The 15,295-nt window shown below is 46.9% G+C and carries 18 protein-coding genes; 7 read left to right on the top strand and 11 right to left on the bottom strand.

Annotated elements, in window-relative coordinates; translation table 11 throughout:
* Positions 1-147: 147 nt before the first annotated feature.
* The 3 genes from ACNAZ4_RS16090 to ACNAZ4_RS16100 form a co-directional block, all read right to left on the bottom strand.
* Entirely contained in the window at positions 148-816 is a 669-nt protein-coding gene (locus ACNAZ4_RS16090; RefSeq protein WP_415815922.1) for a 3-oxoacid CoA-transferase subunit B, read from the bottom strand.
* Positions 817-845: 29 nt separating this feature from the next.
* Positions 846-1,535: a CoA transferase subunit A gene (locus tag ACNAZ4_RS16095; RefSeq protein ID WP_415815924.1), complete on the bottom strand. Its 690-nt coding sequence runs from the start codon at positions 1,533-1,535 to the stop codon at positions 846-848.
* Between the two features lie 81 nt (positions 1,536-1,616).
* Positions 1,617-2,804, bottom strand: coding sequence for an acetyl-CoA C-acetyltransferase (locus tag ACNAZ4_RS16100; RefSeq protein ID WP_415815926.1), 1,188 nt, complete (start codon positions 2,802-2,804; stop codon positions 1,617-1,619).
* 148 nt (positions 2,805-2,952) lie between these two features.
* On the opposite strand from ACNAZ4_RS16100, the gene ACNAZ4_RS16105 reads away from it, so the two are divergent.
* The 3 genes from ACNAZ4_RS16105 to ACNAZ4_RS16115 all read left to right on the top strand — a co-directional run bounded on the left by ACNAZ4_RS16105 (position 2,953) and on the right by ACNAZ4_RS16115 (position 5,168).
* Positions 2,953-3,855, top strand: a complete 903-nt coding sequence (locus tag ACNAZ4_RS16105) for a hydroxymethylglutaryl-CoA lyase (protein ID WP_415815928.1) — start codon at positions 2,953-2,955, stop codon at positions 3,853-3,855.
* A 73-nt stretch (positions 3,856-3,928) separates the two neighbouring features.
* Positions 3,929-4,060: a hypothetical protein gene (locus ACNAZ4_RS16110; RefSeq protein ID WP_260983579.1), complete on the top strand. Its 132-nt coding sequence runs from the start codon at positions 3,929-3,931 to the stop codon at positions 4,058-4,060.
* Positions 4,061-4,220: 160 nt separating this feature from the next.
* Positions 4,221-5,168, top strand: coding sequence for an alpha/beta hydrolase (locus ACNAZ4_RS16115; protein ID WP_415815930.1), 948 nt, complete (start codon positions 4,221-4,223; stop codon positions 5,166-5,168).
* 290 nt (positions 5,169-5,458) lie between these two features.
* On the opposite strand, the gene ACNAZ4_RS16120 is transcribed toward ACNAZ4_RS16115, so the two are convergent.
* Entirely contained in the window at positions 5,459-6,004 is a 546-nt protein-coding gene (locus ACNAZ4_RS16120; RefSeq protein WP_415815932.1) for a hypothetical protein, read from the bottom strand.
* An 85-nt stretch (positions 6,005-6,089) separates the two neighbouring features.
* Positions 6,090-6,419: an iron-sulfur cluster biosynthesis family protein gene (locus ACNAZ4_RS16125; protein WP_415815934.1), complete on the bottom strand. Its 330-nt coding sequence runs from the start codon at positions 6,417-6,419 to the stop codon at positions 6,090-6,092.
* A gap of 138 nt (positions 6,420-6,557) precedes the next feature.
* Here ACNAZ4_RS16125 and ACNAZ4_RS16130 point away from each other — a divergent pair, with 138 nt between their 5' ends.
* Positions 6,558-6,782, top strand: coding sequence for a CDGSH iron-sulfur domain-containing protein (locus ACNAZ4_RS16130; protein ID WP_415816162.1), 225 nt, complete (start codon positions 6,558-6,560; stop codon positions 6,780-6,782).
* A 54-nt stretch (positions 6,783-6,836) separates the two neighbouring features.
* Here the strand turns inward: ACNAZ4_RS16130 and ACNAZ4_RS16135 are convergent, their stop codons facing one another.
* Both ACNAZ4_RS16135 and ACNAZ4_RS16140 read right to left on the bottom strand, forming a co-directional pair.
* Positions 6,837-7,175, bottom strand: a complete 339-nt coding sequence (locus ACNAZ4_RS16135) for a YolD-like family protein (protein ID WP_415815936.1) — start codon at positions 7,173-7,175, stop codon at positions 6,837-6,839.
* Positions 7,176-7,196: 21 nt separating this feature from the next.
* Positions 7,197-8,456: a Y-family DNA polymerase gene (locus tag ACNAZ4_RS16140; RefSeq protein ID WP_415816164.1), complete on the bottom strand. Its 1,260-nt coding sequence runs from the start codon at positions 8,454-8,456 to the stop codon at positions 7,197-7,199.
* A 221-nt stretch (positions 8,457-8,677) separates the two neighbouring features.
* Between ACNAZ4_RS16140 and ACNAZ4_RS16145 the strand changes: the two genes are divergently transcribed.
* Positions 8,678-8,869, top strand: a complete 192-nt coding sequence (locus ACNAZ4_RS16145) for a YqzH family protein (RefSeq protein WP_415815938.1) — start codon at positions 8,678-8,680, stop codon at positions 8,867-8,869.
* Between the two features lie 37 nt (positions 8,870-8,906).
* Here ACNAZ4_RS16145 and ACNAZ4_RS16150 read toward each other — a convergent pair whose 3' ends face one another.
* From ACNAZ4_RS16150 to ACNAZ4_RS16165, 4 genes are all read right to left on the bottom strand, one after another.
* Positions 8,907-10,256: a DUF4179 domain-containing protein gene (locus ACNAZ4_RS16150; RefSeq protein WP_415815940.1), complete on the bottom strand. Its 1,350-nt coding sequence runs from the start codon at positions 10,254-10,256 to the stop codon at positions 8,907-8,909.
* Positions 10,249-10,770 carry a sigma-70 family RNA polymerase sigma factor gene (locus ACNAZ4_RS16155; RefSeq protein ID WP_415815942.1) on the bottom strand — a complete coding sequence of 174 codons (522 nt, stop codon included), beginning with the start codon at positions 10,768-10,770 and terminating at the stop codon, positions 10,249-10,251. The genes ACNAZ4_RS16150 and ACNAZ4_RS16155 overlap by 8 nt, the downstream gene beginning before the upstream one ends.
* Before the next feature lie 104 nt (positions 10,771-10,874).
* Complete coding sequence (locus ACNAZ4_RS16160) at positions 10,875-11,666, bottom strand: SDR family NAD(P)-dependent oxidoreductase (protein ID WP_415815944.1); 792 nt, start codon at positions 11,664-11,666, stop codon at positions 10,875-10,877.
* A gap of 11 nt (positions 11,667-11,677) precedes the next feature.
* A complete protein-coding gene (locus ACNAZ4_RS16165; protein WP_415815946.1) occupies positions 11,678-12,643 on the bottom strand; it encodes an MBL fold metallo-hydrolase in 966 nt (321 codons plus the stop codon).
* Between the two features lie 525 nt (positions 12,644-13,168).
* Between ACNAZ4_RS16165 and proC the strand changes: the two genes are divergently transcribed.
* Both proC and ACNAZ4_RS16175 read left to right on the top strand, forming a co-directional pair.
* Entirely contained in the window at positions 13,169-14,014 is an 846-nt protein-coding gene (gene proC / locus ACNAZ4_RS16170; protein ID WP_415815948.1) for a pyrroline-5-carboxylate reductase, read from the top strand.
* Positions 14,015-14,074: 60 nt separating this feature from the next.
* Positions 14,075-15,220 (top strand): glycosyltransferase family 2 protein, encoded by a 1,146-nt coding sequence (locus tag ACNAZ4_RS16175; protein WP_415815950.1) that lies wholly within the window; start codon positions 14,075-14,077, stop codon positions 15,218-15,220.
* Positions 15,221-15,295 lie beyond the last annotated feature (75 nt).

The raw sequence follows: 15,295 nt of genomic DNA on the forward strand, positions 1-15,295 counted from the left end.
CGGTTCTTTGCATTTTCTGAATTCGGTTTATTTGGCAGAGCCGTTTTGTTAAAAAATTATACCACCGGAAGCTCATTTTTGAAATCAAACCGTGCAGCTTCTCGTAATGAAGAAGGAACGCCCCTTTTAAAAAGGCGTTCCCAATGATTAATATGCGTCCAGTTTTACTGCGTCATCTACCTGCAGTTCCGGTTGCGTTGATTTAATTACATCTTCCACTGTGTAGCCTGATGCTACTTCAACTAGCTTCAGCCCGAATGGTGTTACGTCAATGACCGCCATATCGGTGATGATCCGGTTGACCACGTTTTTACCGGTCAGCGGCAGGCTGCATTCCTTAAGGATTTTCGCTTCGCCATTTTTGTTCACATGTTCCATGATGACAATGATCTTCTGTGCACCGTGGACGAGATCCATGGCGCCTCCCATTCCCTTGATCATCTTCCCTGGAATCATCCAGTTCGCGAGGTCACCAGCTTCAGAAACTTCCATGCCGCCAAGGATGGCAATATTGATATGCCCTCCGCGGATCATCGCAAAGGACTCTGCAGAATCAAAATAAGCTGATCCTGGAATGGCGGTGACTGTTTCCTTTCCGGCGTTGATCAGATCGGGATCAACGCTTTCTTCTGACGGGTAAGGCCCGATTCCAAGCAGTCCGTTTTCAGACTGGAGGACGACCTGCTTATCGTCAGAAATGAAATTTGCCACCAGTGTCGGCATCCCGATCCCGAGGTTTACGTAAAAACCATTTTCGATTTCTTTTTCAGCCCGGCGCGCGATTTTTTCCCGGACATTCCCTTTATTTTTAATCATATGCCTTCTCCTTTCATGATCAGCCAGAGTTAACTTCTCACTGTCAGCCTTTCAATCCTTTTCTCCTGATTGCCCTCAATCAGTGTCTGGACATAAATGCTTGGAGTATGGATACTGTTCGGGTCCAATTCGCCGACTTCATACAGGTTCTCTACCTCGGCAATCGTGACTCTTCCTGCTGCAGCGATCATTGGATTAAAGTTCCTTGCCGTTTTATGGTAGACGAGATTGCCCATCTTATCGCCCTTCCAGGCGCGGACAATGCTGAAATCCGCTGTCAGCGCTTCTTCAAGGAGGTATTCCTTGCCATTGAACATGCGTATTTCTTTTCCTTCAGCAATTGGCGTTCCCACTCCAGCTGGTGTATAGAAAGCCGGGATACCGGCACCGCCAGCCCTTATTTTCTCGGCAAGCGTACCCTGTGGAATCAATTCGACCTCGATTTCGCCAGACAGCACCTGACGCTCGAATTCTTTGTTTTCCCCAACATATGAACCTATCATTTTTTTAATTTGCTTATTTTTAAGCAGCAGCCCTAGGCCCCAATCGTCAACGCCGCAATTATTCGAAATGACGGTCAGGTCTTTCACTCCTTTTTCAACAAGCGCGAGGATCGCATTCTCAGGAATCCCGCAGAGCCCGAAGCCGCCAACCATCAAGGTTGCTCCATCATGGATATTCGCTACAGCGTCTTGAAAGGATGTACTAATTCTTTTCATCGTTCTTCCCCCTTTGACTATGTTCGCACCGGCTCTATTGTCGTGCCGGAATGACTATTAATCTTTTGAAAAGTGATCGAATCAGACGAGTTCCACAACAGTAGCGACTCCCTGTCCCCCGCCGATGCATAGTGTCGCAAGGCCTGTCTTCGCCTGTCTGCGTTTCATTTCATGAATCAGCGTAACAAGGATCCTTGCGCCGCTCGCTCCAATTGGGTGGCCCAATGCGATCGCGCCTCCGTTGACATTTAAAATGTCCTTATTGAAATTCAATTCGCGATCGACAGCAAGTGACTGGGCAGCGAACGCTTCATTCGCTTCGATCAGCTCCATCTGATCCATTGTCATGCCCGATTTCTTCAATGCTTTCTTTACCGCGTCAACCGGACCGATCCCCATGATGCTTGGGTCGACACCAGCGCTTGCGTTCCCTTTGATCACGACAAGCGGTTTAAGGCCCAGTTCATCCGCCTTCGCCCGGCTCATGATGACCAGTGCAGCAGCTCCATCATTGATTCCTGACGCGTTACCTGCTGTTACGCTGCCATCCTTTTTGAATGCAGGACGCAGTGCGCCAAGCTTTTCGGCTGTTGTACCCCTTTTCGGATATTCATCTGTGTCAAATACGACTGGATCACCTTTTCGCTGAGGAATTTCTATCGGGACAATCTCATCTTTGAACTTTCCTTCTTCAATCGCTTTTGCTGCCTTTTCCTGGCTGGCTGCTGCGAACTCATCCTGTTCTCCGCGGCCAATTTCATATTTTGCGCATAGGTTCTCAGCCGTAACCCCCATATGGTAGTCATTGAAAGCACACGTGAGTCCGTCGGAAGTCATGCTGTCCACAAGCTTCTGGTCGCCCATCTTGAAGCCATCACGGGCATTTTTCAGTAAATAAGGCGCCTGGCTCATATTTTCCATACCGCCGGCCACGACAACTTCAGCATCTCCGGCAATGATCGCCTGTGCTGCCAGGTGGACAGCCTTCAGGCCTGAACCACAGACTTTATTGATGGTCAAGGAGGAAGCGCTTTCAGGAATACCTGCCTTAATGGCTGCCTGTCTCGCAGGGTTTTGCCCAAGTCCAGCCTGGAGCACATTGCCCATGATGATTTCATCCACCTGTTCCGGTTTGACTCCTGCCTGCTTCAATGCGTCTTTGATGACCGCAGCCCCCAGCTCCGGAGCGGAGATATTTTTCAAGCTTCCATTAAAGCTGCCAATTGCTGTTCTTACTGCAGCTACGATTACTGCTTCAGTCTTGCTCAAATTGCTCACCCTTTCTCAGATCTTCACATTTTTATTACTTCGATTGATTTGAATCAAATCCCTTTTATTTTATCAAAATTTTATTTATTCTTGCATTTTTAAAAATATTCTATTTAAATGAAGATATCTTAAGAGGAGGGTATGTCGAATGCTGCAGCTTCCCGAGAAGGCAAAAATTATTGAAGTCGGCCCAAGAGACGGGCTGCAAAATGAGAAGAATTTCGTTCCAACTGAAGTAAAAAAAGTGTTTATCGGTTCCTTGAAGGATGCCGGAATCAAAGAAATGGAGCTTACATCCTTCGTATCTCCCAAATGGGTTTCGCAAATGGGGGATGCGGCGGAGATTGTCGCAGATTGCCTTGATGGAAATACCCGGAATATCGTACTCGCTCCAAACAAAAAGGGAATTGAACGTGTTTATATGACGAATTGCAAAGCGGTTGCTGTGTTCGTCGGTGTCAGCAATACTTTTAATCAAAAGAATATCAACAAAACAACAGCGGAAAGCCTTGCGGAAGTGCTGCCGCTGATTTCGGAGCTGAAGGCAAAGGATTATTTTGTACGCGCTTGCATCTCTACCGCCTTTTATTGTCCATATGAAGGCAAGATTGCCGAAGACGATGTCCTTGCACTATGCGGTGAATTCGTCAAGGCTGGAGTCGATGAACTGAGTGTTGCCGACACGATTGGCATGGCGGCTCCCCATGAGTCTTATTCTTTATTTTCCAGATTGATTGATGCCTATCCGGATGTGCTGATGACCGCGCATTTCCATGACACAAGGAAACTCGCGCTGTCCAATATCCTTTCCGCACTTCAGGCGGGTGTCACCCGTTTTGATACTTCTGCCGGAGGCCTTGGCGGCTGTCCGTTCGCTCCAGGTGCTGCCGGAAATGCCGCGACTGAAGATGTTGTCTATATGCTTGAAAGGATGGGAATCAAAACCGGCGTTGACCTTGATAAACTCACACAGGCCATCGAAGTCATTCAGCCTCATATCTCAAGGCCGATCGAAAGCAGTTATTTCAAGCTCAATTCCGTAAATGTTTAACTTTTTTGCATAAGCTCCTGTTCCTGAATCCATCTTATTAGATGAAGTCATTCTGATGAAGGGAGCCTTTAACATGAGCCAAAAACGCGACAAGGGTTACAGCCAGCAAGGCAAACCAAATGCTGACACTGTCAAGCAGCAAATTGCTGCAGAGGATCTCGAAAAAGCCATCCACCCGACAAAGGGACAAAATTCTCAACAATAAGCGTTATTAATAAGATTTTTCTGACCGCCCTGGCCGGCGGTTTTTTCATGTTTGCATTTCACATATAATGGTAAAATAAAGAAGTGTTCCTTTTTAAATCGCAATTGCAGGAAGGCCTGTCTGATTTAGTTAGGAATATCCGTTGATCGGAGGGGTTGGCTTGAAAAAGGCGTTCCGTGTGTTATTTTCATTTTTGCTGTTACTTGCCTCACTTGGCGTATTCATATCCAATAAAGTCATGTTTTTAAAAAGGAAGGATGACGAGGAGATCTTCAACCGGGAAACGGAGGCTGGCCATTTGGTGCCTGACGAGTATGATGCCCTGCCAAAAAGGGAAGTTACCATCCCTTCATCCTTTGGCTATGAATTGAAGGCTGTCCTTGTTGAACCACATGACACAAACCGTTATATCATCATTGCCCACGGGGTGACCCAGAGCAAGACAAATTCCGTAAAGTATATGAATCTGTTCCTGAACAGAGGCTTCAACGCAGTTATTTACGACCATCGCCGCCATGGTGAATCAGGCGGAAAAACAACTAGCTATGGCTATTACGAGAAATTCGACCTTCAGTCGGTGGTCAACTGGCTCAGAAAAGAAAAAGGACCGGACCTCCTCGTTGGCATTCATGGAGAATCCATGGGCGCTGCAACCTTGCTCCTGTATGCCGGGATGCTTGAGGACGGTGCCGATTTCTATGTAGCTGATTGCCCATTTTCTGACTTCAGCGAACAGCTCGCCTATCGCATCAAGGAAGAAGTCAAGCTACTGCCGCCAAAACTATTGCTGCCGGTTGCCAATCTGTTCGTCCGGATCCGTGATAAATACTCCTTGAGTGAGGTATCGCCGATTGCGGTTATCGAAAACATCAAGAACCCGATCCTGTTCATCCACAGCCGCATGGACGATTTCATTCTGCCATCCATGACCGAGGCTTTATTTGAACAGAAAAAGGGACCGAAGAAACTGTTCATGGCTGAAAACGGGCTCCATGCCCAATCATACAGCCAAAATCGAGAACAATATGAAAAGGTACTCGATGAATTCCTTGAGGAATACGTCCTTGCGGGTGATGGAATTGCTGTTGCGGACCTCAACCCCATTTAACCCGGCTGTCTCGGACACTTTTGTTTGCTTTCGGGGTCTGTTTGTCCGATAGATCCGTTTTATCAGACATTTTTCTTTCTTCCTGTCTTCCGTTTGGCCGATAGAGCCCTTTTATCGGACACTTTTCTCTCTTCCCGGCTTCTGTTCGGCCGATAGAGCCNTTCTATCGGACACTTTTCTCTCTTCCCGGCTTCTGTTCGNCCGATAGAGNNCTTCTATCGGACACTCTTCTCTCGTTCCGGCTTTCGTTTTGCTGATAAAAAAAGACTGGCTCAATTTGAGCCAATCCTTTACTGCTTTTCTCCCTGGCGATCGATTTCTTTGCCTTCGGCGTTCAATGCCCTGACTTCTTTATAGTCGCCAATGGCGTAGTAGTAGCGCTCTTTTTCTTTTTCAATGATTTCTATCTTGTTGAATTTGCCGTCTGGTCCTGCCGCTTCGATTGTTTTGATATCCGGGCTCAGTACCTTCCCGAAAATGACCGGGATTTTCACATCCACATTGCCGTCTTCTTTAAAAACCGTGAATGCATCGACATACAGGAGCATGAAATCATTTTTATAATAAGTCCAGTGGTTATGCCCAGCATTTTCCCAGCCTTCTTTTTCACTGCCTTTGATATAAGCGACGGCGAGCGCATCAAATTTCTTCGACCCCTCTTTTTGTTCTGTTGTGTAAAAGACGAGCCACCCGTCCTTTACTTCTTCTTTGTGGATGATATGTTTGATGTTGAACGGAATATCGTTTTGGATTGCTTCTCCTGCAGTTTTATAAGCACACGCTGACAGTACAAACGTGCACATAATGATTATGGCTGCTTTCCACAGTCTTCCCATCTCTCTCCCCTGCCTTCGCCCCAAACTTCTATGTAATTCTACAACTCTCTCTCTTATTTAACCTTTTTTTCAATTTTTTGTAAACTTATAGTTTTGTTTTGTCATAAAAACTCATTCGCGGATTCAGATACTCGTTCGGGCTTTTTAACTGGAAGCATCCGTTGGTCTCTTTGAAATCCAGCGTCATTTCCTCGGCAAAGAATACTTCCTTTGCTTTTTCGATATAGATAGGAATGCCGCCTGTTGCTATTGGGTGCTCTTCCCCATCTATTTCATTTTCAAACCAGAGGGCCGCCACACCATTCACTGCGCAGCCGCATCCGTCTATGTCGTATTTCAGTTTTACATACCCTTGTTTGCCTGCGATTTTTTCGTTCAGTTTATTTAATGCCGCCTCGGTGATTTTCAGCTTCATGATTGCACTCCCTTTCTTGATTTTTTTATTTTACCATATAGGTGGCTTTTTTTCGTTTCAGAACCCTTATGTGAAAATGTCTTGCAATTTTCCTGTTTAACTTTTAGTATCAAAGATAATTCTGCCAACTTGAAAGGGGTGCTTTTTTTGTCAAAAGTAACGATTAAAGTGAATGATAATGGATCTTTAAGGATTTCCGGCGATGTTGAGCTGTTGGATGGCGCTGGCAATAAGTATGAAACAAAGCCTGCGTTCTCGCTATGCCGCTGCGGCATGAGCAAAAACATGCCGTTCTGTGATGCTTCCCATAAAGGAAAATTCGAGTCGGCTGTGCGCGCGCCGCAAGCTGAAGAAACAGAATAATGCACTGAGGGCAATGGGCATCCATTGCTCTTTTTTTGTGGGGGAGTCTGTCAGCTACCATTCATCCGCAAGCCTGGCATCCGCAATGGCCGACAGTCCAATGCGATGAATCTCCTCAAAACGATCGATAATATGGAGTTTCTGTCCAAGCTCGTTCCAGTAATGGATTTTCCCGATCACCAATTCATACTTGCGGTGGCGGAAATAAGTGATGCTGACGGGCCTGTTGTACTCCATCGCTTCGAGGAGTGTTTCATTCAATTGTTCAAGCTGCTGTTCATCCAGCAGTTTCTCTTTTTCGTATTGATCTTCCTGTGCCCAGTCACGGAGCATTTTCACATGTTCGGGCAGCATCATCGATGTCCACTTGATTCTTCCGCGGTCACGTATCATCTTTTCTCCTCCTTCAAATTATCAGCCCTTATGCCCGCCAACGAGTGCGGCCCGGTGCCTTGCTGTTCCTGCTGTCGTATAGGAAACCGCCCTCAGGAGAGCCGTGGAGCCATAACGGCTGCGGATCCGGTCCATCGCATAGCCGAGTTCTTTCTTTTTCCAGCCATTCTTTTCGAATAAGTTCAGCTGGAACTCACTGTCCGTAACGAGATTCCCGATTGCGATCGAAATGCTCCGCACGGTTTTTCCAGCGTAGTTCTCCGCAAAAAGCTCAAGGCAGACCCGATACACGTCCATCGTAATATTGGTCGGCTCCTCAATCGTCCTTGACCGGTGGAAGCCGCCTCCAAATTCATCCTGGCTGTAGCCGACCCCGAAGCTGATTGTCCGGCCTGCCTTTCCATGGCTTCTGGCCCTGCGTGCGACTTCTTCGCACATTTCAAGGATGACATGTTTGATTTCTTCCTCTTCTTTGTAATCCCGAAGCAGGATCTGGCTTTTCCCGAAGCTGATCTGTCCTTCCATGATCGGAGCGCCGATATCGGAAAAATCGATTCCCCATGCGTGCCAGTACATCTGATTGCCCATGATGCCGAATTTTTTCTCCAGGGTTTCAAGGTCATAACGGGCGAGCTGCCCGACAGTGAAAATCCCCATGCTGTTCAGTGTTTTTTCGACGCGGCGGCCAATCCCCCACATATCCCTCAGCGGTGAGACATTCCACAGCTTTGTCTGGACATCGTCATAGGTCCATTCGGCAATCCCTTTGTGCTTGGCATCAAGGTCAAGGCATAATTTCGACATCAGCATATTCGGGCCAATCCCGACTGCGCACGGAAGCTGGAATTCGCGCTCGATATCATCTTTGATTTTTTTAGCGATGGAAGCAGCGTCACCCCAAAGCTTAGAGGCACCGTCCACTTTTATGAAGCTTTCATCGACACTGTAGGTATGGATTGCTTCCTTTGGGACATAGCGATTGAATACGCGGGAGATTTCAGTGGAAATTCGCAGGTATGTTGACATTTGCGGATCAACGACGACAATTCGCGGATCATCGGGAATTTCAAACTTTCGTGATCCGGTCTTGATGCCAAACTCCTTTTTCAAACGGGGTGAGGCTGCGAGGACTACACTCCCGGGACGATCGAGATTCCCGACGACAGCCAGGTAACAATTAAGAGGATCAAGGCCGAGCATCACGGCGGAACAGCTCGCATAGAAGCTCTTCATATCCACACATAAAATTTTGTTTTGCGGCATTTCGCTGTAATCGACTATGTCTTCCCTCTCCTTTCGGCAAGTTTCCAAAAACAAGAACATTTGTTCCGTATCATTATACCCATTATATTAAGCGAATATGCGTTCGGTTTCAATGGAAATTTTCCGGGTGACTGACTTAATTAAGCCTAAAATGGGGAGTCATGCCAGGATTGGATATTTTTGCGGAAGGGTGTTTTCTCCTGGGATTTCTGATTATAATCAGGGAGAGAGGTGTGTGCATGGATAAAAAACTCATTCAAAAAATGGTCCAAAAGTGCTTTGTGCAATACCGGCACGACGAATCGCTCCCATTTAACCAAGCGGAATTCGAAGAAATATATAAAAAAATCATTGGAATGAAAGCTGAGGATCCCGCAGCAGATTTGCATGATATCATCAATGATGCCGTTTATGAATTTTTAGCGACGTAGGAATAGCAAAGGCTGCCCTTTACGGACAGCCTTTTCGTTATTTTAGGCGGATATTTGCTTCGCCTTTGATCGTTGCAGGATAGTCATTCAACTTCAAAGTAATGGGACCTGGTGCTGCTTCTTCACCGAAATAAGGGAACAAGACTTCAACAAATCCACCTTCGCCGCTCCATCTGACAGCTTGTGAGCCATCACCGATTTTATCGCCGCTTTGGTCAACTGCCTGATCAAATGATAGATTTCCAAGCCCTGCTTCAGAGCCTCGGCGGAAATTGAGCAACAAGTTGTTCTCTTCCCTACCCACTTTCAGCAATCGGCTGTCACTTGGAGCCTTCAGGATTTCAAGCTTATCGGGATCAACAATGATTTCTAACTGGTCTTTATCCAGTGCCCTCAAGGAAGTGAAGCGCAAGTACAGCTCTTCTGGTTTTTTGAAAAAGTTGCTTTGCAGGAAAAATTCCTTTGTGTTCTCATCCATATGGCGGGCAGTGGTTCCATTATTGATTGCCGCCCATTCTTCGCCCGTTTCATCAACCAGCGTCAGGTCTTCAAATCCAAAAAACTGTTTTGAATTCCCTTCGTCAAAATGGGCCGTCACCCCAATTCTCGTTGGATAAATGGACACATTTTGAATCGTGATTTTCTGGCCTTCAAACTCGACTGTCTTGTTTACCTCAAACACTTCTTTTTTATCCTGGAAAGAATCTTTATCAACCGAGAATGGAAGCACCCATGTATCAGCAAGCTTGGCAACGGGCTGGCCTTCCTCGGTCCTTCCTTCGGCGAGTTCAATGCTCAGCTGGAGATTTTCAGGCAGTTTCGTCCCGTAAAATTCGTATGTTGCCTGAAGCAGCTCATCGTTATTCTGTGAATCCTCTACCCAGCCGCCGAACGAAGACACTGTTTCTTCAAGGTTATTTCCAGCACTGTCAGTCAGCCGCAGGTTTTCAACCGAGATTTCCTTGTGTCCGCCTGAAGAATCAATTTTATAAAACATCACCATCATCTGCTCATCGACAATCACCGAATCCAATGTGACCTTAAGGCCGTCATGTTCATCGGATACGCCGATTTTTTTGGCAAAATCGTTTTCAACGGCTGCAGTCAGCCCTTTATCATAGCGGACAAGCTCAACAATTCTCTCCATACCAGGAATCAATGTAACATACGACGCAAAAGTCTCTGACGTCCTCAGCATTGCAGCAAAAGCAAAAATCAGGATAGAGGCAGCTGCGAAGGTCCTGATGTACATAAGATTTTTCTTCGTTTTCCTTTTTCCCTTGTTGATTCCGGCAGAGATTGCCTGATCCAGCTGAAGTTCCGGAATCTCAATATCATCAAGGGCGGCCTGGGCCTTTGTCAGCTTTTCCTCCTCGGCATTATGCATAGTCCAATCCCCCTTTATCTTCAAGCTGGCCGCGAAGCTCCTGCAAGCCTTTATGGAGCCAGGTCTTGACGGTGCCTTCCGGACAGTCAAGAATCTCGGCAATTTCCTTGATTTTAAAATCATGTACGTATTTCAATTCGATGACTTGCCTCGTTTTGGCATCAAGCTTTGCAATGACATCCTCGACCTCCAGCCAGCTCGATTGGTGCTCGGTGCCCATCAGGCTGATGAGGTCATCGCTGACGAGAAGCCGTTTCCGTTTTTTTAATTCGTCATTGCAATAGTTTAGCAGGATCCTTGTCAGCCACGTCGTGAAGTATTGCGGCTCCTTCAGCTTCCGGATTGAACGATACGCCCTGTAGGTAACCTCCTGCAAGGCTTCGACGGCATCCCCGCTGTTTTTCAAATAGCTGAGCGCAATCCGGTACAGCCGCACTTTATGGAGCTGCATCAGTTCGTAAAAGGCGGCTTCATCGCCTCTCTTAGCTTTTCGTACCAGTTCTTGAAGCTCCAAAATGGTTTCCCCCCGACTGTTTCTCTATCTATTAGACCCGCAAGCAGGAAAAAAGTTTTAGCTAATTTAAAAAACCGCCAAAAAAATCGTGGCGGTCTGGAAGTTTATTTTTTGTTGAAGATATTTTTGCCAAACAATTCAAAAGTCCGCGGAAACAGCGTATAGAATTTGCTGCCCGCATTCATCCAGCGCGGCAGGTTGATTTCCCTTGTCTTTGTCATCATCCGGTCCACCACCTGTTTCGCCACATATTCCGGCTTGAGCATGAACTTTTTGACATTTTTCACATATGTCCCCTGCTTATCAGCGATATTGAAGAAGTTGGTTTCAATCGGCCCTGGATTGACAGAAGTGACAAAGATCCGGTCATCAGCAACCTCCATGCGAAGACTGTTCGTGTAGCCGAGCACCGCATGCTTCGTTGCAGAGTAGACACTTGATCGCGGTGTGGCAATTTTGCCTGCCTGGGAAGCGATGTTGATGATATGGCCGCTCTGCCGCTGCTTCATGCCCGGCAGAACCATCGAAGTGCAGGCCATTAAGCCAACGACATTGACATCGAACATCGACTTGATTTCCTCCATTTTCACTTCGTGGGCAAAATCGAAAACGCCGAATCCGGCATTATTGACCAATATGTCAGCATAGCGGATGTCAGATAGCACTTCAAAAAAAACTTTCTTGACTGCCTCGGTATCTGAAACATCCAGCTGCCGTGCATAGATGTTGATGGCATACTTCGATTGCAATTCTTTTTTTAAGATTTCCAGTTTATCAATACTCCGGGCCAAAAGGACAAGATTCGCCCCGCGCGCTGCGCATAGCCTGGCAATCTCAGCCCCGATTCCTCCGGAGGCACCGGTAATAATGACATTTTTTCCTTTTAAAGATGGCATCCACTTTCACCTCATTTTGCTGTATAAACGAAGGAGGTTCCTTCTCCCCTGACTGAAATGGCATCCAGGGATTGTAAGTAATCAAGCTGTCCGACGGTCTCCGAAATGGTCAGGTTCAGTTCACGCTCATATACCGTCGGAAACAGCAATTTGCAGATTTCAAAAACGGTGAGCTCCCTGCCTTCAAGCATTCCCCTGACCTGCATGGCACGGTCATGCTGGCGGGCGAGCCTCTTTTCGATCAGGCCGTGCAATTCTGTTATCTCGGTTCCATGACCGGTATATACGAGACCGATTGGATATTGCTGTAGTTTTATAAGTGAGTGGTTATATTGGACGAGCGGCTTCGGTCTTTCTGCTTCGCCTGGAAGCGGCGGTTCAAGCAATGGATTCGGCGAAATTCCCGCAAGAATCGTATCACCAGCAATCATCGTGCCATCTTTCTCACGCAAGAGCACGATATGACTCTGGGCATGTCCCGGCGTCTCAATCACTCTCCACCCTGGAAGTGCCGGGGGAACATCATTTTCCGAAATAGCCCCTGTCAACGAGCGATTGCAGGAAAATACTAATGTCTTTTTCATGATTTTCATTGAAGGCACAAAATACTGCTCTGGTATTGCTGACTGTAAAAAGAATTTCTCATAAAATTCCTGATGTTCCTTCTCGAATTCAGAAGTCCTGTTAATCCACCTTTCATTCAGGCAGTGGCCAAATACGCTGAGATCTGGCGAAAAATAATCCAGCATCCCTACATGGTCCGGATGATCATGTGTCAGGATGACCTGTTCGATATCCTCCGGCTTCAGCTTTAAATCGGCCAGCTGGGATTTAAACGACTCCCAGGATTGCTCCGTTTTCGTACCGGCATCCACCAGTGTCAATCTGTCACCTTTTATCAAATATGCGTTCACATCACCGACCGGGAAAGGCGTCGGCAAAGTCAGTTTGGCAATTCCATCTTTCCATTCAGCCATATGATCTATACACCCCAAAACATTATTTTTCTATAAGGTAAAGTGATTGTTTGTTCAAGTTATCATTCAACATGATAGGTCCTGGTATTTTTTCAATATAAAATTAAGTTTACCTTTAATGCGGGCAAATGTCATTATTTTCACATTTCGTTTTCAGAAAAAACTAAAAATTAATCAATTGCCTCTTGACACAATGGGTGTCCATCTTGCATAATCACTATTAAAATTTCGTAAACTTTTTAAAAGCACTTGAGCAAGACGAGTAGACAGGAATGGTATTAGAGAGTGGAGTCCACCGGCTGAAAGGCTCCGCGGCCCTCTTCATGTTGAACCCTACCTTGCGAGCTGCCAGGCAAACCTGGTCGTAAACCGGCGTTAACGGATGTTGAGCTGCACTTTTTCGGCGCTCGCCGGGAAAGTGAATGAAGGTGGTACCACGGAAGCATGGCCTTTCGTCCTTTTTTGGATGAAGGGCCTTTTTGTTTTTAATAACAGTGAACACAAACTTAGGTGGAGGCGAATCTGATGAAGAAGCTTGTTTTTGTTGGAGCAGGATCGATGGCGGAAGCAATGATTTCCGGGATAGGGGCAAGCGGGCTTCTTCCGGGGAAGCAAATTTGGGCTACAAACAAACAGGATGCTGACAGACTGAGAATACTGGAACAGAGATTTGGAATCACAACGACATATGATTTGGGGCAGCTGTTCGAAAACGCGGATGCAATCGTCCTGGCGATGAAACCAAAAGATGCCGCCATCGCGATGGAGGAAATCAAACACTACCTGACAGAAGGAATGCTGGTCATTTCAGTTCTTGCGGGTGTGGCAATCGAAGCGATTGAAGCGGCAGCAGAAAAATCCCTGGCTGTGACAAGGGCGATGCCAAACACCTCGGCTGCGATTGGGAAATCAGCAACAGCCCTTGCCGTGAATTCCCATGTGAGTGATGCGCAAAGAAAACTGGTTCAGGAGCTTTTTAACACAATCGGTCTTACGACATTCGTTGAGGAATATCAGCTGGATGCCGTCACGGGATTATCCGGGAGCGGGCCAGCCTATATTTATTATCTCGTCGAAGCAATGGAAAAAAGTGCAGCCGAAATCGGTCTCGAAAAGCAGACAGCGAAGCAGTTGATTATCCAGACACTTCTCGGCGCAGCGGAAATGCTGACGCAGTCGGATAAGGAGCCTGCCCAGCTCCGCTTTGAGGTGACCAGCCCGGGAGGAACGACTGAAGCAGGCATCAAGGTACTTGAACAGAACGGGGTTCAGTCCGCTTTTGTATCTTGCATCAAAGAAGCGACCGCCCAGTCAAAAAAGCTTGGCGCCCTGCTGGGAAATGAATTGTCTGCCGTAAAACGGCCTCTCTAAGATTGCAAACTGCCCCCATTTTTCTCTACAATGGAGAAAAACGACTGGGACGTGGGTATCGTGCTTGTAATCTTACTGACTTTAACTCTGCTGATCTGGATTGCAGCCACAATTGATGCATGGATTGGCTTCAGGAAACTTGATTCCCTCGAAAATGCAAAAAAAGGGGACCGGGAACCACTTCTGAGCGTCATCGTGGCCGCCAGGAATGAAGAAGAACATATTGCCCAAAGCATTCGCTCCCAGCTGGCTCAAACCTACAAAAATACCGAGTGGATCCTTGTCAATGACCGATCCGAGGATGGTACCGGCAAAATGATGGAAGACCTGAAAAGCTTGGATCCGAGAATCAAAGTGATCCATATCGAAAGTCTGCCAGAAGGTTGGCTTGGCAAGAACCACGCTCTCTTCAAAGGCTTCCAGCTCGCTTCGGGCAGCCTGATCTTATTTACAGATGCGGATGTCATGTACCATCCCGAAGCTTTTTCAAAAGCGGTCGGATATTTTGAGGAACATAGCCTCGACCATTTGACTGCCGCCCCGAACCTAAGTGCGAAGCCATTCTGGCTGAAGGCGTTCGTTGCGTTCTTCTTATTTGGCTTTTCTTATTACAAGAGACCATGGCTCGCCAATAATCCGCGGTCGAAAACGGGAGTCGGCATTGGCGCCTTCAATATGATCACAGTGTCAGCCTATGAAAAAGTCGGCACCCATGAATATATAAAGATGCGGCCTGATGACGATCTGCAGCTGGGCATGATCGTTAAGCGACTGGGCCTGAAACAGCGGATGGTCACAGCGATGACGCTCATAGAAGTAGAATGGTACGAAAGCCTGAGGGATGCTTTAGGGGGACTCGAGAAAAACACTTTTGCCGGCCTTCATTACCGGCTCAGCATGGTGCTATTCTCCGTGTTCGGCGTCTTCGTTTCCCAGGTCATGCCGTTCTTCACCGTTTTTTCCGGTAACCAGACCGTGGCAATCCTCAGTGGTGTCAATCTCGTCTTTTTAGCTTTTCTGTACATGATGGTAACCAGGAACATGACACGATTTTCACCATGGCTGTTCCTTGTCTTGCCTTTCACCGCCCTGCTGTTCATTTTCTCCATCCTGAGGGCCAGCTGGCTGACCTTCAAAAGGGGCGGCATCATCTGGCGCGGAACGAAATACACGCTTGCGGAATTAAGAAAAAACACATTGCGGTGAGTACAATTTTTCCTTTCCTCTTAAAGCCCTGTTATACTAAAAATATATTTTGGATAGCGAAATAAAAGGAGGCCA

The sequence above is a fragment of the Mesobacillus thioparans genome (assembly GCF_965138835.1).
In the GTDB taxonomy this organism is placed as follows: domain Bacteria; phylum Bacillota; class Bacilli; order Bacillales; family Cytobacillaceae; genus Mesobacillus; species Mesobacillus thioparans.